Source organism: Gordonia sp. UCD-TK1 (assembly GCF_001691435.1).
In the GTDB taxonomy this organism is placed as follows: domain Bacteria; phylum Actinomycetota; class Actinomycetes; order Mycobacteriales; family Mycobacteriaceae; genus Gordonia; species Gordonia hongkongensis.
Map to the genome: position 1 here is coordinate 248,272 of NZ_LZMP01000024.1, position 19,102 is coordinate 267,373.

The 19,102-nt window shown below is 68.5% G+C and carries 16 protein-coding genes; 5 read left to right on the top strand and 11 right to left on the bottom strand.

The window, feature by feature from the left end; genetic code table 11:
* Positions 1-92: 92 nt before the first annotated feature.
* The gene (locus A9310_RS14975; protein ID WP_065631287.1) at positions 93-854 is read left to right on the top strand and encodes an SDR family NAD(P)-dependent oxidoreductase; all 762 of its coding nucleotides are present in this window, start codon (positions 93-95) and stop codon (positions 852-854) included.
* A 62-nt stretch (positions 855-916) separates the two neighbouring features.
* Here A9310_RS14975 and A9310_RS14980 read toward each other — a convergent pair whose 3' ends face one another.
* From A9310_RS14980 to A9310_RS14990, 3 genes are all read right to left on the bottom strand, one after another.
* Entirely contained in the window at positions 917-2,092 is a 1,176-nt protein-coding gene (locus tag A9310_RS14980; protein WP_065631288.1) for an MAB_1171c family putative transporter, read from the bottom strand.
* Between the two features lie 42 nt (positions 2,093-2,134).
* On the bottom strand, positions 2,135-2,647 hold the full coding sequence (locus tag A9310_RS14985) for a hypothetical protein (protein WP_058253708.1): 513 nt from the start codon (positions 2,645-2,647) through the stop codon (positions 2,135-2,137).
* 124 nt (positions 2,648-2,771) lie between these two features.
* On the bottom strand, positions 2,772-3,347 hold the full coding sequence (locus tag A9310_RS14990) for a helix-turn-helix domain-containing protein (protein ID WP_065631289.1): 576 nt from the start codon (positions 3,345-3,347) through the stop codon (positions 2,772-2,774).
* A 293-nt stretch (positions 3,348-3,640) separates the two neighbouring features.
* On the opposite strand from A9310_RS14990, the gene A9310_RS14995 reads away from it, so the two are divergent.
* Positions 3,641-4,591, top strand: a complete 951-nt coding sequence (locus tag A9310_RS14995; RefSeq protein WP_065631290.1) for a hypothetical protein — start codon at positions 3,641-3,643, stop codon at positions 4,589-4,591.
* Between the two features lie 44 nt (positions 4,592-4,635).
* Here the strand turns inward: A9310_RS14995 and A9310_RS15000 are convergent, their stop codons facing one another.
* Positions 4,636-6,288, bottom strand: a complete 1,653-nt coding sequence (locus tag A9310_RS15000; RefSeq protein WP_065631291.1) for a TM0106 family RecB-like putative nuclease — start codon at positions 6,286-6,288, stop codon at positions 4,636-4,638.
* A gap of 227 nt (positions 6,289-6,515) precedes the next feature.
* Here A9310_RS15000 and A9310_RS15005 point away from each other — a divergent pair, with 227 nt between their 5' ends.
* A complete protein-coding gene (locus A9310_RS15005; RefSeq protein ID WP_065631292.1) occupies positions 6,516-7,208 on the top strand; it encodes a DUF6474 family protein in 693 nt (230 codons plus the stop codon).
* A gap of 203 nt (positions 7,209-7,411) precedes the next feature.
* Positions 7,412-8,110, top strand: coding sequence for a hypothetical protein (locus tag A9310_RS15010; RefSeq protein ID WP_065631293.1), 699 nt, complete (start codon positions 7,412-7,414; stop codon positions 8,108-8,110).
* Here the strand turns inward: A9310_RS15010 and A9310_RS15015 are convergent.
* From A9310_RS15015 to sigK, 6 genes are all read right to left on the bottom strand, one after another.
* Positions 8,090-8,992: an alpha/beta fold hydrolase gene (locus A9310_RS15015; RefSeq protein ID WP_065631294.1), complete on the bottom strand. Its 903-nt coding sequence runs from the start codon at positions 8,990-8,992 to the stop codon at positions 8,090-8,092. The two genes, A9310_RS15010 and A9310_RS15015, sit on opposite strands and share 21 nt — an antisense overlap.
* Positions 8,993-9,123: 131 nt before the next feature.
* Positions 9,124-10,344, bottom strand: coding sequence for a sorbosone dehydrogenase family protein (locus A9310_RS15020; RefSeq protein WP_065631295.1), 1,221 nt, complete (start codon positions 10,342-10,344; stop codon positions 9,124-9,126).
* Between the two features lie 228 nt (positions 10,345-10,572).
* Positions 10,573-12,126 (bottom strand): succinic semialdehyde dehydrogenase, encoded by a 1,554-nt coding sequence (locus tag A9310_RS15025; RefSeq protein WP_065631296.1) that lies wholly within the window; start codon positions 12,124-12,126, stop codon positions 10,573-10,575.
* A gap of 67 nt (positions 12,127-12,193) precedes the next feature.
* On the bottom strand, positions 12,194-12,688 hold the full coding sequence (gene rraA, locus A9310_RS15030) for a ribonuclease E activity regulator RraA (protein WP_065631297.1): 495 nt from the start codon (positions 12,686-12,688) through the stop codon (positions 12,194-12,196).
* A 34-nt stretch (positions 12,689-12,722) separates the two neighbouring features.
* Complete coding sequence (locus A9310_RS15035) at positions 12,723-13,631, bottom strand: alpha/beta fold hydrolase (protein WP_065631298.1); 909 nt, start codon at positions 13,629-13,631, stop codon at positions 12,723-12,725.
* A gap of 67 nt (positions 13,632-13,698) precedes the next feature.
* Entirely contained in the window at positions 13,699-14,313 is a 615-nt protein-coding gene (gene sigK, locus A9310_RS15040) for an ECF RNA polymerase sigma factor SigK (protein ID WP_065631299.1), read from the bottom strand.
* A gap of 376 nt (positions 14,314-14,689) precedes the next feature.
* Between sigK and A9310_RS15045 the strand changes: the two genes are divergently transcribed.
* A complete protein-coding gene (locus A9310_RS15045) occupies positions 14,690-15,622 on the top strand; it encodes an MBL fold metallo-hydrolase (protein ID WP_254661270.1) in 933 nt (310 codons plus the stop codon).
* A gap of 26 nt (positions 15,623-15,648) precedes the next feature.
* On the opposite strand, the gene lysX is transcribed toward A9310_RS15045, so the two are convergent.
* Positions 15,649-19,062, bottom strand: coding sequence for a bifunctional lysylphosphatidylglycerol synthetase/lysine--tRNA ligase LysX (lysX, locus tag A9310_RS15050; protein ID WP_065631300.1), 3,414 nt, complete (start codon positions 19,060-19,062; stop codon positions 15,649-15,651).
* Positions 19,063-19,102 lie beyond the last annotated feature (40 nt).

The following is a 19,102-nucleotide window of genomic DNA, read 5'->3' on the forward strand; positions in this document are numbered from 1 at the left end:
AAACTGCAGCACGAGCCGGAGCGGCGTCGCCGACGACGGCGGCGCGGCCGGCAGGAGAACGGGTCGGGTACCGCGAAAGGATCACCTCACACATGGACGTTTCAGGCGCTTCCGTACTGGTCACCGGCGGGGCCTCCGGCCTCGGTGCGGCCACCGCACGGCGTTTCGCCGCAGCCGGCGCCCAGGTCTTCGGCCTCGACCTGCAGGCCTCGATCGACAAGGCCGCGCCCACCGAAGGAGTCACGCTGGTCGCGGCCGACGTCACCGACGAGACCCAGGTCCAGGCCGTCATCGACACCATCGCCGAGTCCGGGGCACCGCTGCGTGTCGCGGTCAACTGCGCCGGCGTCGGCTGGGCCGCACGGATACTCGGCAAGAAGGGCCCGCACGAGCTCGACCTCTTCCGCAAGGTCATCGACATCAACCTGGTCGGCACCTTCAACGTCATGCGACTGGCCGCCAACCGCATGCAGGAAGAGTCCACCATCGACGGCGACGGTCAGCGCGGCGTCATCATCAACACCGCATCGGTGGCCGCGTTCGAAGGCCAGATCGGACAGATCGCCTACGCGGCGTCGAAGGGTGGTGTGCACGCGATGACCATCTCGGCAGCCCGCGACCTCGCACGCGTCGGCGTGCGCGTGTGCACCATCGCCCCCGGCACCATCAGCACGCCGATGCTGGCTGGTGTCACCCCCGAGTTCCAGAAGACCCTCGCCGAGGGCATCCCGTTTCCGCAACGTCTCGGCGAGCCCGACGAGTACGCGCAATTGGCGGAGTTCATCGTCGCGCACAACTACCTCAACGGAGAAACCATCCGCATGGACGGCGCGATCCGGATGGCGCCGCGCTAGTCCGACCGACTCGCCGGATTCACCTGAGGCGACTTCGCGTGGTTCGAGGGCCGGCCGGCGCGTCACCGGTCGGCCGGCTCCTCGACCAACTGCACGGCGTCGAGCGCCCGGGCCAGTTTGATCAACGGCACGGCATCAGCTTCGAGACCCTCGCCGTCCGCCGGCGCCAGGTCTCGGACGGCACCGCCGTCACCCTCTCGCGGATCGTGTCCGGCCACGGCGGCCCGCAACAGCCTCGCCTGCACCTCGGGTTCGGCATACCCGAACACCGCCGGGACCCGAGGACTCAACTGCGTCAACGCGTCTCGGGTCTCGACGACGCGCCGATGCAATCGGGTGGTCGGTGTCAGCCGGCCGGCATCCGGTAGCACCACTCCGGGGACCGCGTCGGTCACCAGTCGCCACAGGGGCACCAGTTCGGCGTCGAGGCGTCGACGACGCCGGTTGGCCGCGACCGACTGAACCCGCGCGTAGACCATCGGATAGCTGATCCCCATCAGGAACGTGACGACGCCGACGATGGCGACGGCCCGATTCGTCGTCAGAAGCCACGGCGACCGGGCGACGTTCGTCGCGGACACGATCACGAACACGATCTGACAGACCGCGCCGACCGCGAGACACGTCAGACCCGTCATCAGAAGGCCAAGGGACACACGGAGATAGCCGTCCGCCGTCGCATAGAACTTGCGGACGCTGTTGACGCAGGCGACGAAGCCGTAGGCGAGGTAACCGCTGGCGATCAGCATGAACAGCGCGAAACCCCAGTTCTGGACGGTCCACTCGTCGATGGTCGCGGTCCGGATCTCGACCGGGATGACCAGCATGGTCACCTGCAGCCCGACGAGTGCCACGACGAGGGGCAATGCCTCCCATCCGGCCCGGCGTTCGCGCGTGACTTTCCCGGGGAAGAAGAACACCACCACGAGCGCCGCGACCCCGATCGCGAGGAGCGCGTAGAACGCCACCCTCGACAGGCCGGTGAAACCGACCTCGTTGAGCACGTCGGCGACCGAGTCGTCGACGACGACGAATGCGAGGGTCAGCGCCGCCACGGCGATCATCATCGCCAGCGGCTGCAACCCCCATCCCGCACGGCGGATCTGATCGAGGCGCCAGCAGAACGCGAGGGCGAAGACGACTGCGGCGACGGCGTTGACCGCGCCGATCCCGACGTCCACCCCGGAGGCCAGCAGATTGACCGTCGGGCCCCCGTCCGCGACAGTGATCACGCCCAACAGGGACTCACATTCTTCCCGGTGCCGCAACCGACCGGCGTGTCACAGCCATCCGCGATGACCCCCCAACAGTTTCTGGAGTCCACGCAGTTCGCCGTGCGACGCGGTGCTCCCGACGCCGGTGCCGGCGTCCTCGGCCCAGCCGAGAATCAACGAGGCGAGCATCTCGGCTTCCCACTCGGCGTCGTCGGAGTAGCACGTGCGCCGGAGCGCGGCTGCCGACTCGTCCTGCGTCAGGGCGGCGATCCCCGCCGCCGAGGCCTCACCGAGGATCTGGTGGCCGGCGATCAGATGGCCGAACTCGTGGACGACGATCTGGTTGCGGTGCAAGCGTGAGGTGTGGGCCTGGTGGAAGAAGTAGTCCGCGTCGGTCGCGGCCAGCCAGATGCCGTTGGGAACCCCCGCGGGCAATGCATGCTCGATCAACCGGATGGGCCGACCGCGACGGTCACCGTACCGTTCGCAGAGTTGAGCCACGTCGAGGGGCAGATCGAGATCGAGCCCCTTCAGCTCGGCGCGGCACAATGCGCGCAATGCGCGCTCGGATCGACGCATGAGCTCATCGAATCACGAGCGCGCACCACGCCGGAATCCACCCGCAGCGATCGACTTCGCTGGCCTGTCCGGGCCGACACCCCTCGGTCCGGAACGAATGGCTCCGCGAACGCCTCATCGGCGGTCAGTCGTCGCTGTGGTCTCCGACGACGCGAAGCCGCGAATCGGCCGACGGCTTGGTGTCGCTCAGACCGGCCGCGATCACGTCCGGCGGATCCTTGGGCAGACCCTGCTGCTCGCGCAGCACCTTGATCAGCTCGTTCACCACCGTGACCGAATCACTCGACAACCCGGCCAGGCGGAAGGCCGCCAGCTGGACGTTCGTGTCGGCCTGCAACCGCATCAGATCGATCTCGTCGCGGGTACGCTGCGCGGCCCGATCCTCGAAAAAGTAGTGCACGTCGACCCCGAAAGCGGCCGCGATGCCCTCCACCGTGCGGAACGAGGGAGACTTGGCCTTCCCCGATCGCAGTTGGCTCAGATACGACTCGCCGAGTCGGAACCCCCGCTCGGTCGATCGCGCCGCGATCGCCTTCGCGCTGTACGCCCTACCGTTCGGACCAGGAACCGTCCGGAACAGTTCCTCGAGCCGCCGGGCGAACAGCCCAGGGTCGAGAGCATCCGCGTCCGTCGTCCTCGAACGATCGGAGTCGGTGCGTCCGGTGTCGCCCATAGGCTTCTCCGCCCCTCCTGAAGTCATGACAATCTTCTCCGAAACGCAAAATTTGAATTTGCAAGCATTAAAGCCCGCTGTACACGGCCGTTGCAACGGTCGGTACGATCAGAAAGTACCGGACCGCCGCGCTCTGCGCGTATCACCTGTGAAGATGGTGTAACGATCGTTAGTGTGGCGTTCTTCACATTCATGGGGGTCATGGGTTGCCGACGCGGATCCGTCAGATGAACATTCGGGTTCGGCCCGCGGTGCGCGTCGATCCGCCGCATGGTGTCAGCGACAATGTTTCACCCCCTCGACTGTACGCCTGACGAACGATGAGCCACCGTCTCCCGACCCCCCGCGGCGCCCGTGCCAAGCCGCGTGGTCTCGCCGTCCTTCTGATCGCTCTCGCCGCGATCCTCTTCATCGTCGTCGCGCCCGGGGTTGCGTCGACAGCTCCAACGGGCCCCGATGCGCCAGGCGCCGACTGGGCGGGTGACTCCGACAGCGACTCCGACTCCGACTCCGACAGCGATCCCGATGACACGGACGAAGTCGACGACACCGACACCGACACACCCGCGGGCTCGGCGACCGATGACCCCGAGACGACCGAACCCGAAACCACGGACCCCGAGACCACCGATCCCGAAACCACGGACGAGTCCTCCGCACCGTCCCATCCCACGGACTGCGGTTGTGGATCGTCGCCCATGCCAGGGACGTCGGACACGACGAGCGAGACCACGACCACGACCACGACCACGACCAGTACCGGCGATCCGGATCCGTCGACGTCCGGGCGCGAAACCACGTCCGGGCGCGATGGCGACGGTGACGACCCGTCCCGCGGCATCCGCCGGGAGGAGGACGCTCCCTCGGCGTCCGATGGCGATGTGAGCGGGTCCGACCTGGCCGGGGTCCCCGCGAACACCGGTCCGGCCGTCACCGACGTACCGGCGGTCGCCCCGCCTGGTGGAGGTGGTTCGACCGGGCCGACTCCGGACTCCGGCTCCGGCAGCGGGCCGGACACCGATCGTCGTTCTCCACAGCCCGACACCGGTGTCGAATCCGACGGCTCCGACACCTCGCAGACGGTTGCGGGTGCAGCGGGTCCGCCGGTCGATCCGCCGCAGGCCTCGCCCGGTGTGCCGGAGGACTCGACGTTGACGTCGGTGCGGAAGTTCGTCCTCGGCGTGGCGCCGGGAGCACTGTTGCTGCTCGGCGCCGTCGCCCTGCTCGGCAGCGGGTCGTTCCTCGACTCGTTGCGCTCGATGCGTCCCTGACACGCGGCGACGAGACGTTCGACCCCGCGGTTCGGCTGAGGTCGTCAGCTCGCCCGGAACCGGTCGAGCAGATCCCGCTCGTGCGGCACCTGCGCGGCCGCGCCGTCGGTCATCCACTCGCGCAACACTTTTGTGGCACGGACATCGTCTTCGTTGTATTCGAGAAGTCGCCGGCGCTGCCCGTCGTCGGGGCGCCCGCCCCCGAGCGCGACAGCCGCCCGGTACCACTCCATCGACGCCTCGCCGCTCGCGTCGTCGTCGCGCCACGAGAACCCGGCGACCGGCGCCACTCGTTTCAAGCCCTTGCCCCGCGGGCAGATGAAGTTCTCGCCGACCGCCTCGTAGATGTCCACCCATTCCGACGATGCGATGAAGGCCTGGACCTCGGCGCGCGCCGGGATGCCCGGCTCGCCGGCAAACCTGTCGGCCGACCCCAGCAGCCATCGGTTCTCCGCCTGCTGGGAGTAGCAGTAGGCCGCGAACGTCTTCCCGGCCTCGCGGGCGGCGGCGCGTTCGGCCATGAGCCATCCCCAGAACTCGGCGAACGACCGCGCTTCGTCGCGCGTGGGTAGCGGGTCCCAGGTGACGAACGGGCGGTACTCGACGGGCGCGGACGAGTCGGTGGTGTCGGTGCGCAGTGTCCCCCACAGATACGCCCCGTGCTCGCCGTAGCTCTCCATGTCGACGTCGATCTCGATGTCGGCGCGGTGGACCCGCGGCGAGTCGACGCGACGGACGAGCTCAGTGCCGGTGAGCCAGGCGATCGCGTTGATGATCGCGTCGCCGAACCGGACGCCGCCCGGCCAGCCCTCCGGTGGGGCCCCGCGCTGTGCGGCCAGTTCGTCGATCGTCGTGATCCCGGCATCGATCAGGACCGAACCCTGGTTGCCACTCGCCACGAGACTGACGTCGCGCTTCTCCTCGAGCTCCGGTCCGCAGCGCACCCACCACGGGCACGAACGGCATTCGCTGATCCGGCGGGGCTCGGTGGGGACCTTCCCACCCGCGACCGCGAGCCGATGCTCGAGGATCGCCGAGTAGTCCCCGAGCATCGCCCCGGTGTCCAGGACGACGATGCAGTCCGCGTCCACGCCGATCACGCCGCCGCGCAACTCCGTCGTGTCGGTCGACGACGCCCTGCCGATCTCCACGAGCATGGCGGTGAGATGAGCCAGCCGGAGGTTGTCCCGTCGGTTCGGCCGGCCGGTCCGATACGGGTCGGGGCTCGGTGCCCACATCCAGAACGGACTGGTCACCAGGCTGGGCGCACGCCCGTCCGGTTCCGGCGTCGATTTCGCCGGCTGGCTGACCCGGTGGTTGACGACGATCACCGGTGTGTAGCCGTCCCCGACCCGCACCAGCAGTTCGGAATGGCCACGGCGCCCGTGCTCCCGGTCGGTCGGCAGGGTCGCGTTCCAGATCCACGACGCCCCGGCGTCGCAGGCACGCAGCGTGGCCGCGACGCGCTCAGCGGTGCTCGCATCGGCGTCGACGACCACGAACGCGCCCGGCTGATCGCTGTGTACCCCGCGGAGCAGCTCGCGGATCGCCGCTCGATGGTCGGCCGCGGCCTCCTTGCGACGCTGCACGCCAGGCGGATCGGGTTCGTCGGCGGGACGTCTGTCGTGCGCGAAGTCGAGGGCGACCCGGTGCTCGCAACCGGCGAGGTCGCGCGGCGACAACACGACAGGGACCACGCCATCCCTTTCCGGGCTCGAACGGACGGACACGTGGTCGGATACAACCACATGTCATGCTTGTACTTGTTATCACGCGCGCCTGACGTCGGGAGCGAAGCGAGCGGGGCCACGAAGTGCGGCGCCGGACGCGATCGAGCGAGCCGGTCGACACCGGCGCCGGGAGCGGAACGAGAGCAGGCCGGGGGTCGACTGCGGTCTTCTCGGCAGCAGCGAAAGGGCATTCGATGGGATTGTTCTCCTCCGACGGTACGACTCGTGCTCAGCGCAAGGCAGAGGCCAAGGCTCTCAAGGCGAAAGCCAAGCTGGAGGCCAAGTTCGACGCCAAGTCGCGGCGCAAGGAACAAAAGGCCCGGCGCAAGAACGAGCACAAGTACTTCCAGAAGGAGATGAAGGCCGAGCGCAAGACCGCCAAGCAGCTCGCCAAGTCCCAGACGAAGGTGAGCAAGGCCGAGGCGAAGAAGTTCGCCGTCGAGGCGCAGGCCGCGGCCGACGCGAAGGCTCTCAGCCCGGCCAGCGTGAAGCGCTACCTCACCGTCGCCCGGCTCGTGGCACCGATCGCCGCACCCGTCGTCTACCGGGCCGCGGTCGCCGGACGCGAACAGCTCTCCACGCTGCAGGCGAACCGCGCGGGGGTCTCACCGGAGGTGTTGCGCCAGTTCAGCGGTCACGGAGCGACCCTGTCCGCGCGGATCGCGACCACCCGTACGGCACTGGAGAAGGTCGTCGCGCAGGACACCAGCTCCGACTCCACGGATTTCGTCGCGGCGATGACCAAGCGCCTCGACAATCTGGACGTCGCGGTGCAGACCGCCGAGACGATGTCGGCCGGTCAGCGCCGCACCGCCCACAAGTCCATCGCCGACGAACTCGAAGCCGTCGACGCCGACATCCTCGCGCGGCTCGGGGTCCGTTCCTGACCCACGAGCCGGGTCCTCGCCGTGCCGGTGGGCGACTGCCCGTCGGGTGAGATCGGCGAGCGATCAGCGGCACGTCTGGAAACAGGCTGCGGGATCCGGTCGCCGGTGCCCGGTTCCGGGGCACACCATTAGGATGGGTGCGAACGTGTCGCGCGGCGCAGCAGTTGCCGGGCGCCTGTCGGACACTTGCGAGGGAGCGCCGTATGACCGAGCCGGATCCGAACGCCACGCCGTCCGCCGGTGAGTCGAACCAAGACGAGCAGGCGCTGTTCCCGATTGCCGCACCGGAAGAGTCCGCCTCCGTACCCGACGCCGCACCCGCCGCGCCGGTAGCGAAGAAGGCCTCGCCGGAGACGGCGGCCGCGGAATCCGGCGGCGACAAGCTCCCGCCGAAGAAGGCGGCGAAGAAGAGCCCCGCGACGAAGGCGCCGGCCAAGAAGAGCCCGGCGAAGAAGGCTGCCGGCGCCGCACCGGCGAAGAAGGCTGCCGGGGCCGCACCGGCGAAGAAGTCGGCAGCCAAGAAGGCACCGGCCAAGAAGGCGCCGCCGAAGTCGGCGCCGCCCGCCCCGGAGCCAGTGGATCCGCCGACTCCGACCCCGGAACCCGAAGCGCCTCAGGTGTCGTCGGCCACGACCGCGGCGTCGCCCCCCGAGCCGCCGGTGACGCACTCCCCGAAGCCGGCCCCGACCGCGTCCTCGGCCCCCGCGCCCGCCGATCCCACGCCCGCGCACCCGCCGGTCGATGTGGTCGCCGAATCAGACGCCGCCCGTGCGACTTTCGCGCAGTTGCGATCGGGTTCGCCCACCGAACCCCCGACCACCAATCTCACGCCCGCGTATGCCGGGCTCGCAGCTGTGGTCGCGCTGATCGTCTTCGTCGTGTTACGCCGAGTCCTGCGCTGACGGTCCCGCCGCCGACGGGGCGGTGGTCGACCCGTTCGCCGGGGCGAGATCGCCGACCCGGTCGAGAACCGCGGCGACAACGTCGTCGGCGTGCGCTTCGGGCAGCCAATGGTCGGCACCGCGCAACGCGATGAACTCGTACTTCGCGTCGACCCACCCCGAACACAGGCGGGCCGCCTCCTCGCCGATCGCCGGGTCCGCGTCGCCCCACACGAACGTGGTCGGGACGCGGACCCGCCGGGGCGCGGATCGCCTGTCGGGGAGCGGCATCGCGCGATACCAACCCAGCGCGCCGGGAAGGGCGCCGTAGTCACCGATCTCACGGGCGATCCGCGACGCGAACGGTTGCGGAAGTCCCATCCGCTCCCCGAAGTCCGGTTGTGTTCGCATCGCCCAGCCGAGGAACTTCTCGGGCAGGACCGGAATCTGGAAGGCGGCCATGTACCAGGACCGGAAGATCTGTCCGTGGCGCATCGAGCGCAGGAAGGCCCCTGGGTGCGGAACAGACAGGGCGGTAAGCGTCTTCACCCGATCGGGATGGTGCGCGGCGACCGCCCACCCGACGAGTGCGCCCCAGTCGTGGCCGACGACGTGGGCTCGTACGAGGCCTGCGGCGTCGAGCAAGGCGAGCACGTCCGCGGTCAGTTCGCTCTGCACGTAGTCCCGTCGGCGTGCGGGGCGAGCACCGGGCGAGTACCCACGCTGGTCCGGTGCGAGGGTCCTGAACCCGTTGTCGTGCAAGATTTCCGCGACCAGTTCCCAGCACGAGGCCCGCTGGGGGAACCCGTGCAACAGCACGATCGGTTCACCGTCGATCGGACCTTCGTCGGTGACGTCGAAGGTGTGGGGTCCGCGGTCGAACCGGGTGATGCGCGTCGTCATCGATGACCTTTCTGTGTCCGATTCACACCATGGCGATCACGCGCGCCGGACCGCCGGTACCACCGGCGAACTTCGGTGCGCCGACGATCACGGTCGATTGCGTGTCCGACGGCCAAGTTGTCGCACATTGCTCAGCCGTCCCAGCGCACCCGCAGGATGCGGTCTGCGCCTTCGCCGTCGCTGGTTGTCAGGATCAGCGAGCCGTCGGGCGCAACGGCCACCCCGCGCAGGCGACCATGCTCGTCCTTCAGGGCCTCGGTTCGCGACACCACGTGGCGTCCGTCGTCGGAGAGCTTAAGGAACACCAGTCGTTCACCCTTGAGCGCCGTCAGCACGACGCCGCCGTTGTATGCGCCCCAACCGGTTTCGGGCAGGAATGCGATTCCCGGCAGAGCGATCGTCTCGTTGCCCGAACTCCAGACCGGACCGATCGCGCCGGGGACCCGTACCGGATCGGTCATCGGCACCGATTCGTCGTAGATGATCGGTGTGCGGTCGGGCTTATAGCCGTAGTTGCCCCCAGCGACGATGCGATTCAGTTCGTCGTCGCGGCTCGTGCCCTGCTCGATGGCGTACACGCGACCAGTGCCGGGCTGGACCGCCACGCCCTGTACGTTGCGATGCCCTAGGCTATAGATCGGACTGCGCGGGTTCGGGTTTCCCGGAGCGGGCGCACCGTCGAATTTGATGTGTAAAACTTTGCCGCCCAGCGACTTCCGGTCCTGGGCAACGGATGGTGTGCCTGTGTCGCCGGTACCGACCCAGAGGCTGTCGGCAGTAGCGGAAAAGCCGCATCCGGCACGACTGCCGGAGGACGTCACGGGGATTCCACCGAGGACCGTCCGTTCACGGGTCATCTGCGTCCAGTCCGCACTCACCCGCCACGACACCACCTTGATGGTCTGACCAGTCTGTGGGGCCGGAAGAGGTGCGCCGGCAAGAGGTTCCGGCACGACAAAGGCGCCGGGCACCGTGTACTCCGCTTGACACGAATACACACGGCGGTTGTCCGAGAACCGTTGGTCGATGGCGAGCCCCATGAGGCCCGCCTCGTGGACCGCGAAGATCTTCGACAGGTCTGCTCTGACGTTCACACGTTTTCCACCGGGGCGCACTGCAACAAACCGCCCCGCGCGCTCACCGGAAAGCACGGTGCCATCGGGTGCAACCACTACACCCCAGGGGATGGTCATCCCGCCAGTCACAGCAGTGACCTGCAGCGGCGCTCGAGCATGAGCCGCCGGGCCGGCGAAGAACAACCCAGCCACGACAGCCGCGGACGCGGTCATCGTCACAAGCCCACGGGTCGGTGATGGGACGGATCTTTTGCGTCCATGACGTGTTCGGGTCACAAGGCCTACCGTAACCACGCTCACACCGATGCGGCAGTGCAACGCGCGTCTCGGCTCCAGAGAACCCGCGCCTGATCGCTGATCCGACGAGTCCAAGTCGCGGGACCCTTCGTGGCTCGTCGCTAGCGCTCCTCGCACCTCAGGGAACAGACCGAGCACCCCACAGACCAGCGGCTTTGTTGTTCCCTCGGATCAGGGAGCGGAGTACGCGCGCGTCGGGAGTTGTTCTCAGCGACCCGGCAGGTACTTCAACGCGCGGACGGCGGTCGGCGTGATGGCGCGGTAGATGCTCGTCGGGACCACCGGCATGCGATCGATGCCGATGAAACGCTGCTCGGCGATGGTCTGCGGCTCGGTGTACTTCAGGAGGCCCTCGTCACCGTGGCGGCGTCCCATGCCGGAGATGCCCATGCCGCCCATCGGGGCCGCCGTCGACGCCCATGCGGCGGCGTAACCCTCGTTGATGTTCACCGTCCCGGCGCGCAGTTGTTCGGCGACCTGCTGCGCCTCGGCGCTGCTACCGGCGAAGACGCTGGCGTTGAGACCGTAGTCGGTGTCGTTGGCGAGCTTGATCGCCTCGTCGGTGGAGTCCACCGGGTAGATCGAGACGACCGGTCCGAAGGTCTCGTTCGCGAAACACACCATGTCGTCGGTGACGTCGGCGAGGACCGTCGGCTCGAAGAAGAAGGGGCCCAGGTCCGCGCGACGCTTGCCGCCGGCGAGCACCTTCGCGCCCTTGGCGACCGCATCCTCGACGTGTGCTTCGGCGGTGTCGATCTGCGCGGCCGAGGCCAGCGAACCCATGTCGGCGCTGAAATCGTAGGAGGCCGACAGCTTCATCGTGGAGACATACGCAGCGAACCGCTCGGCGAAGTCGTCGGCGATCTTCTTGTCGACGTAGATCCGTTCGATCGAGATGCACAGCTGCCCGGAGTTGGAGTACGACGCGCGCGCCGCGCCGCGCACGGCGTTGGCGATGTCGGCACTCGCGGTGACGACCATCGGGTTCTTGCCGCCGAGTTCGGCCGAGAAGCCGATGAGCCGACGCCCGGCCTGTTCGGCGAGGGTGGCCCCGGTCTCCGAGGAGCCGGTGAACATCACGTAGTCGGTGCTGGCCATGATTGCTTGCCCGACAACGCTTCCCGGTCCGGGCACCACGGCGTACAGCTCACGCGGCAGACCCGCCTCGTACAGCAACTCGGCCAGGGCCAGCGCGCAGTACGGCGTCTGGCTGTCGGGTTTGATCACGACGCCGTTGCCGGCGATCAGGGCGGCCACCGCATCGGACACGGCCAGTGTCAGCGGGTAGTTCCACGGGCTGATGATGCCGACCACACCCTTGGGCAGGTACCGCACGCGCACGCTGGTCGCGCCCGGCAGCATGCCCTTGACCTTGCGGTCGGCGAGCAGCTTGGGGCCGTTCGTCGCGTAGTGCCGCGCGGTGATCGAGACGTCGATGACCTCTTCTTGCGCGTAGATGCGGGCCTTGCCGGTCTCGGCCTGCGCGATGTCCATCAGCGACGCCGCGTTGCGGTGGACCAGGTCGGAGAAGCGGTCGATGATCGCGGCGCGGTCGGCCGGCGTGCGGGCCGCCCATCCCTCCTGCGCCTGGCGGGCCCGGGCGACCGCCACCTCGAGATCGTCGGCGGTGGCGACCGGGATGGTCGCCATCTCCGTCCCGCTGAACGCCTCGAGGACGGGGCGCGTGGGACGACTCGCGGCGTCGTCGATGGCGACGAGCGCACCCAGGCGAGCGAAATAGTCGGCGGTGGGCTTCGGCATGGCGGTGCTCCTCAGCGCTGTGCGGGTGTCCGGTCTTCGATGTGGATCGTGGTCTGCGGTCGGGGCTCTACTGGTTGTCTCCTGCGGCGACGAGCACGATGCCGTCGTCGTCGGAGTAGACGATGTCGCCGGGGGTGAAGGTCTCGCCGCCGATGGTCAGCGGGACGTCGCGCTCGCCGGCGCCGGTCTTGGTCGACTTGCGCGGGTTGGTACCCAGGGCCTTGACCCCGATCGCCATCCCGCCGATGGTCTTGGCGTCGCGGATGGCGCCGTTGACGATGATCCCCACCCAGCCGTTGGAGCGGCCGAGTTCGGCGATGAGGTCTCCGACCAGTGCGGTGTGGACCGACGCGTCGCCGTCGACGACGAGCACCCCGCCGGGGTTGGATTCACCCAGAACCGACTTCAGCAGGGCGTTGTCCTGGAAGCACTTGACCGTCGACACGCGTCCGACGAACTCCCGGTTTCCGCCGAACTGCGTGAACTGGGTGTCGCAGCTACGGACGTCGGCGCCGGTCTCGTCGACGAGGTCGGCCGTCGGGGTGAAGGTCAGCTCGCTCATGCCGAACAGTTTAGGTGTAACCGCAAGTAGCTGGTTACTCGCGGGTAGGGATGGGCCGCACCCCGCCGATGATCTCGGCGACGTCGTCCGGGCGCTCCGACACGAGGAAGTGCCGCGCCCTCGGGAGTACCGCGATCTCATCAGCGTTCAACACCTCGGCGTACCGTCGCTGCTTCCATTCCCAGAAGTGGCGCCACCCCGGGAGCCTGGACGACGCCACGACGACGATCACCGGGACGTCCGGCATCGGCTCGGACCGTCGCAGACTCCGCAACGTCTGGTTCATCGACCCGAACGCGGCGTTCTCGACGAGAAGGGCCAGGAGGTAGGGCGGCTGCCCGAAGACGCGCGTACTCCATCGGCGCTGCTGCTCGCCTCGACCCTCCGGTGGCGCGGGCACGACGCGGCTCCACACCTGGAAACTCGGCCAGCGACGTATCCCGACGCGGCTCGTCACCGCGCGCGCCGCACCGACCACCCGATGGGCGTTGCCCACCCGGAACGACAGCGGGACGATCCGCCACGGGAACAAGACGAATGACCCGTCGAGGATGACGACACCCGCGGTCCGCTCGGGATATCGGCGTGCGAACGCCTCCACATACAGCGACGCCAGCGAATGCCCCACGACGACAACCGGTTCGGCGATACCCCGAGCGTCGAGCACCGCGGCCATCCGCTCCACCTCGCCCAGCAGCGACGGATGGTGACGCCGACCGATGGGATCGGACAGCCCGTAACCCGGGCGGTCGTACCGCACGACCCGCCACGACGAGACGAGCCGCGCGACAAGCGGATCGAGGTCGAACCAGTTGCTCCCGAGCGCCGCCATGAGCAGCAGCGGCGGACCCGCCCCCTCGTCGAGCACGTGGAGCCGATGCTCCCCGACCGTCACGAACTCACCGGGTGAATCCAGACCCGCGTCGGGTGTCGTCTCGTGCACCCGTCCAGTGTGCCCGCGCGGATGGCGCGGCGTCGCCGGACGGCACGACGCGCTCACCGCCGATCCGTCAGCGGTCGTCCTGCGCGTCCAGGCAGCTCCGCAGCCGTCTCAGGCCGTCCCGGATACGGGATTTCGTGGTGGGCAGGGGCGTGTCGGTGCGCGCCGCCACCTCGGGATAGGTGAGTCCGCCGAAGTACGACATCTCGAGGCTTCCTCGTTGCAGTTCCGTGAGATGTCCGAGGCAGGTGTGCACTGCGCTCACCTCCACCGACCGCAGCACCGCTTCGAGCGGAAGATCCTGCGTCATCTCGGGTTCGGCGGCCCGGACGCCGTACTCCGACAACCGCTCGGTCTGCATGTCCTCGGTACGGACCCGGTCGACGGCGCGCCGGTGCGCGATCGTCATCATCCACGTGATCACCGATCCGCGGGTCGGGTCGTAGTCGGCCGCCCGCTGCCAGTACTGCAGGTAGGCCTCCTGGACGATCTCCTCGGCGTAGTGCCGATCACGCACCACCCGGACGGCCAGACCGTAGATCCGCGAACTGGTCAGGTCATAGAAGCGCGTGAACGCCGCTCGGTCCCCTGCGGCCACCAGAGCCAGCAGGTCGCGTAGGACCTGCGATTCTCCCCCGCCCCCATGATCCGCATTCGCGGTGGCGTCGCTCTCCCTCGGCGCCACGGTTTCAGGTATTGCCGGATCGAGGACGAGGCACGGGAAGGCTCAGTGGCTGCCTGGGAGTCGCCGTGAACCAGATGAGGGTCGGGTGCATGTCAGCGACGGTCCGCCCGACGGTCCTGGTGTACGAGCTCTTCGACAACCATTCCGGTACCTCTCGTCAGACGTCGGGGGTCGATGAGTAGGTCGTTGGACCCTAGCGCGTCGTTACACATTGTGTTCGGTTGTAGCCCGCTGGGAGGACAGCAGGCCTTTCGAGGGGCCAGGACCATTCAACGACGGCGGAGTGGTACCCAAAACCTCTCCTCGGTGAACTACACATGACATCCGCTTACCCGGAATCGGCGCGCACACCTGGCGGCCGGGGTAGGAATACGCGGTGGCCACCTTTCGCCAGCCGGGCCCGGTGCCGGCCGAGATGCTGCGCACAGGCGCACTCGCCGTGCGCGGTGCAATCCGACCACGCCCACCAGACCTGCGACTCATCGACGCGATTGAGGACGCCAGGCTCCCCGACAGCGAGGTGACGGTCCGGGTGCGCGCGCTGCCCCAGGTCGCACGACGGGTGCCGCTCGCCGGCCTCGTCGAGGGAGCTCGTACCCTGCGTCGCGCGTCGTCGGCGATGACGACCTTCGTGGTCGAGCACCCCGAGGCCACGTTCTTGGTCGATCCCGGCTTCTGCCGCGACGCCCACCACCGCGTCCTGCCCGAATTGCCGACGATCTTGCGCCCGCTGATCACCCCGCCGCGGTCGACGGTCAGCACCGCCGACGGTCTCGAGCTGCGGCCGCTGCACCGCTCCCCCGACTTCGCCCTGCCGACGCACGCTCACTGGGATCACGTGTGCGGCCTGCTGGACCTGCCCGGCCTGCCGGTGTGGCTACCTCGGCCCGAACGCGAATGGATACTGGCGGGCACGCGACCACCGGTCGGCGGGGTGCGGGCGGCTCTGACCGACGGCCGACCGATCCTCGACTACGAACTCGACGGCCCGCCCGTGTCCACATTCGTCGCGAGCCACGACCTGTTCGGCGACGGCTCCGTGGTCGTCGTCGACCTCGGCGGGCACACCCCCGGGAGCGTCGGCGTCCTGGCCCGCACGTCCTCCGGCCCGGTCCTGCTCGCCGGCGATGCGGCCTGGCACTTCGAGCAGGTGGCGCGCCTGCGCCAGAAGCCGAGCATCCCCGGCGAATTCGTCGACGACGACCGCGACGCGGCGTTCGCGACGCTGCACCGCCTCCACCTGGCCCGCCACACCGTGCGCGTGATCCCCACCCACGACCATGACGCCGTCGGAGCACTCTGCGGCTGAGGCGAATTCGAACTCGGTCGACCGGGTCAGGCGTCCTGCGGTTTCGCCAGCGGGAACGCGAGCGACTCGCGGATCGACTGTCCGGTGATGAGCATGACCACCCGGTCGACACCGACCCCCAGACCTCCGGTCGGCGGCATCGCGTATTCCAGTGCCTGCAGGAAGTCCTCGTCGAGTTCCATGGCCTCGGGATCACCGTCGGCGGCCAGGATCGACTGTTCGGTGAGGCGTGCCCGCTGCTCCACCGGATCGGTGAGTTCGGTGTAGGCCGTACCGAGTTCGACGCCCCAGGCGACGAGGTCCCACCGCTCGGCGACGCCCGGCTTGCTCCGGTGTGCGCGCGTGAGGGGTGACGTCGACGTCGGGAAGTCGGTGTAGAAGGTCGGGAAGGTGGTGCGATCCTCACCGAGGTGCTCGTACAGTTCCAGGACGATCTGCCCGGCGTCCCAGTCGGGCCGGTGATTGATCTCCAGGCGGTCACACACCGCGCGCAATTCCTCGACGGAGGTCTCCGGCGTGATCTCCTGCTCCGCGCCCTCCGAGACCACCTGATGAACGGTCTTGACCGGCCACTCCCCGGAGATGTCGACGCGCTCTTCGTTTCCGTCGGCATCGGTGCGCACGATGACCGGTTCCCCGTAGGCCGCCGTCGCCGCGTACTGGATCATCTCGCGCGTCAGGTCGAGCATCTTGAGGTAATCACTGTGCGCCTCATAGGCTTCCAGACTCGTGAACTCGGGGTTGTGGCTGAAGTCGACACCCTCGTTGCGGAAGTTGCGGCCGATCTCGAAGACCTTCTCGACACCTCCGACACACAGTCGCTTGAGGTAGAGCTCCGGGGCGATCCGCAGATACAGGTCGAGGTTGTAGGCGTTGATGTGCGTCTGGAACGGGGTGGCGTTCGCGCCGCCGTGGATCTGCTGCAGGATCGGTGTCTCGACCTCGAGAAAGCCACGAGCGCCGAGGAAGTCACGCAACGACTTCACCACGAGACTGCGGGTCGCCAGCGACTTGCGCGTCTGCTCGTTGATGGCGAGGTCGACATAGCGCTGCCGGACACGCGCTTCCGGATCGGTGAGACCGGCCCACTTGTCGGGCAGCGGGCGCAGGCATTTGCCGTTGATCCGCCAGGCATCGATCAGGATCGACAGCTCGCCCTTACGACTCGTGCCGACGACGCCGCGGGCCTGGATCAGATCCCCGAGGTCGACGTCGGTACCAAAATCGGGTGTGCCCGGGATGATCCGGGAATCCTCGACCAGCACCTGCACCTCGCCGGACCAGTCGTGGACGTCGGCGAACACCACCTTGCCGAAGTCCCGAAGTCGCGTCACACGTCCGGCGACGGTGACGACGGTTCCCTCGGGTTCGGCCTTGGCCGCCGCGATCGTATGCGTGGGTTGATCGGCCGGCGGGTACGGATCGAAGCCGCGCTCGACGAGCCGGTCCATCTTCTCGAGCCGGACGCGCACCTGTTCCGGCCGGTGGACGATCGCGCCCTCGGGTGTGGCTGCCTCGGCGTCGAGCTCGGCGATGAGCGCGGGCGCGTTGACGCCGGGCGGGATCGACGGCGGCCCCTGCGTGTAGTGCTTGGCCCGTCCGAAGCGCGGCAACGTGATGAAACCCTCGGTCACGATCGCGGCGAGGCCCACCCGGGGCAGTATCCTGCTGTCCTCGAAGCACAGGTATCGCGACTGCCAGTCCGGCAGATACTTCGCATTCGACTTGTACAGCGACTCCATCTGGAAGAACCGCGAGCCGAACATGAGGATCGAGTAGCCCATCCGCATCACGGGCCCGGCCCCAATCTGGGGACCCTGCTCGAAGAACGCCCGGAACGCGGCGAAGTTCAGCGAGACCTCGGTGATACCCAATCGCTCGGAGTTGCGGCACAATTCGGCGACCATGGTCTCCACGACGCCGTTGGGCCCGTGCCGGTCACGACGCATCAGGTCGAGCGAGACACCCCGACGCCCCCAGGGCACGAAGGACAGCATGCCGACGACCCGCTCGTCGGGGGTGCCCTCGCCCATCACGGCCTCGACCAGCAGGCAGTCGCCGTCGGCGGGATCGCCGATGCGCGAGAGCGCCATCGCGAAGCCGCGTTCCTCGTCGGTGTCGCGCCAGTCGTCGGCGCGCGCGACGATCTGCGCCATCTCGGTGTCGCCGATCTCGTTGTGCCGTCGGATGCGGACACCGACCCCGGCACGGCGGGTGCGCGTCACGGCCTGGCGCACCGCCTTCATGGCCGGCCCGCTGAGGCTGAACTCGCGCGTGTGCAGGATGGCCTCGTCGCCGATGTTGAGCGAGACGAAACCGGCGGCGTCGAAGGCGGCCGCGCCACGCGGGCTCGACCCCATGGATGCCGGATGCCACCCGTATTTCTCGCACAGGGTGAGGAATTCGGCGATGGCATCCGGCCACGACTCCGGATCGCCGATCGGGTCACCGCCCGCCAGTCCGACGCCGACCTCCACCCGGTAGGTGATCGCTGCCCGACCATCGGGCGAGAACACGACGGCCTTGTCGCGACGGGTCGAGAAGTAGGCCAGCGAGTCGTCGTCGTTGAACCGCGTGATCAGCGCCCGGATGAGGGCTTCGTCCTCGGCGGTGATGAGCCAGCGCAGCCGTTGCGACCGGAACAGCACGACGGCCGCGGCGATCAGCGCCAGGGCGCCGAACAGTCCCAGCAGGCCGTTGACGAACAGGTGGGTGTGCCGACCGTCGAACGAGGCATCCTGGTCGATGGCGCCGAAGGCCACGACCCGGTTGAACGCGTACGGCAACCGGTCGCCTCGGGTCAGCGTGTGCGGGAACGCCCACACCAGGGCCCAGCCCAGCAGCGTCGCGATCGCCAGTCCGGCGATCAGGGTGCCGAACGCCGCCAGGACGGCGCCTTTGCGGACCCGAGTGTAGAACTGGCGGTACGTCGACAGCAGGAACATCAGGGCGAGCGCGTCGATGAACAGTCCGAGGTAGATGTTCGTGCGGTCCCACCGCGTCACGCCCAGGTCGTCGGCCAGCGACGGCACGAGATAGAGCGCGTTGGTCGCCATGAACAGGATCAGGTAGATGACGCTGATCCACCAGGCGATCCGCTTACGGGCCGAGAGCGCGACGGCGATGAGGGCGAGCACGAACGCCCAGGCGAAGCTGGTGTCGGGGAGGGTGATGATGTAGTCGTCGACGTAGCGGCGCGGGTCGTGGATCAGATGCCGGATCGCCGGGAAGAGGCTGGACAGCAACGCGATTGCCGCCAGGACACCGACGATCGTGCCGGCGATGTGCGGGGCGCGGGACCCGAACCCGGAGGGCCGTCGGATCTTGTCGAGCAGCGCGAGGGACCTGCGGTCGGCCGCGGTGGGCGTCCGCGGTCCCGCGTCGCGGTGCTCGCCGGGGGTCTCGGGGTCGACCGGCGCGAGGGGGGTGTCGGTGGCCATGCGTAAAAGGTAGTCGGGATGAGAGGTATGTCCCGGCACT

Bases quoted from the DNA above. Each gene is read 5' to 3' on its own strand.
- A9310_RS14975 (WP_065631287.1), top strand. From the start codon at position 93: ATGGACGTTTCAGGCGCTTCCGTACTGGTCACCGGCGGGGCCTCCGGC.
- A9310_RS14995 (WP_065631290.1), top strand. From the start codon at position 3,641: ATGAGCCACCGTCTCCCGACCCCCCGCGGCGCCCGTGCCAAGCCGCGT.
- A9310_RS15010 (WP_065631293.1), top strand. From the start codon at position 7,412: ATGACCGAGCCGGATCCGAACGCCACGCCGTCCGCCGGTGAGTCGAAC.
- A9310_RS15025 (WP_065631296.1), bottom strand. From the start codon at position 12,126: ATGCCGAAGCCCACCGCCGACTATTTCGCTCGCCTGGGTGCGCTCGTC.
- lysX (WP_065631300.1), bottom strand. From the start codon at position 19,062: ATGGCCACCGACACCCCCCTCGCGCCGGTCGACCCCGAGACCCCCGGC.
- A9310_RS15015 (WP_065631294.1), bottom strand. From the start codon at position 8,992: ATGACGACGCGCATCACCCGGTTCGACCGCGGACCCCACACCTTCGAC.
- rraA (WP_065631297.1), bottom strand. From the start codon at position 12,688: ATGAGCGAGCTGACCTTCACCCCGACGGCCGACCTCGTCGACGAGACC.
- A9310_RS14990 (WP_065631289.1), bottom strand. From the start codon at position 3,347: ATGACTTCAGGAGGGGCGGAGAAGCCTATGGGCGACACCGGACGCACC.
- A9310_RS15005 (WP_065631292.1), top strand. From the start codon at position 6,516: ATGGGATTGTTCTCCTCCGACGGTACGACTCGTGCTCAGCGCAAGGCA.
- A9310_RS14985 (WP_058253708.1), bottom strand. From the start codon at position 2,647: ATGCGTCGATCCGAGCGCGCATTGCGCGCATTGTGCCGCGCCGAGCTG.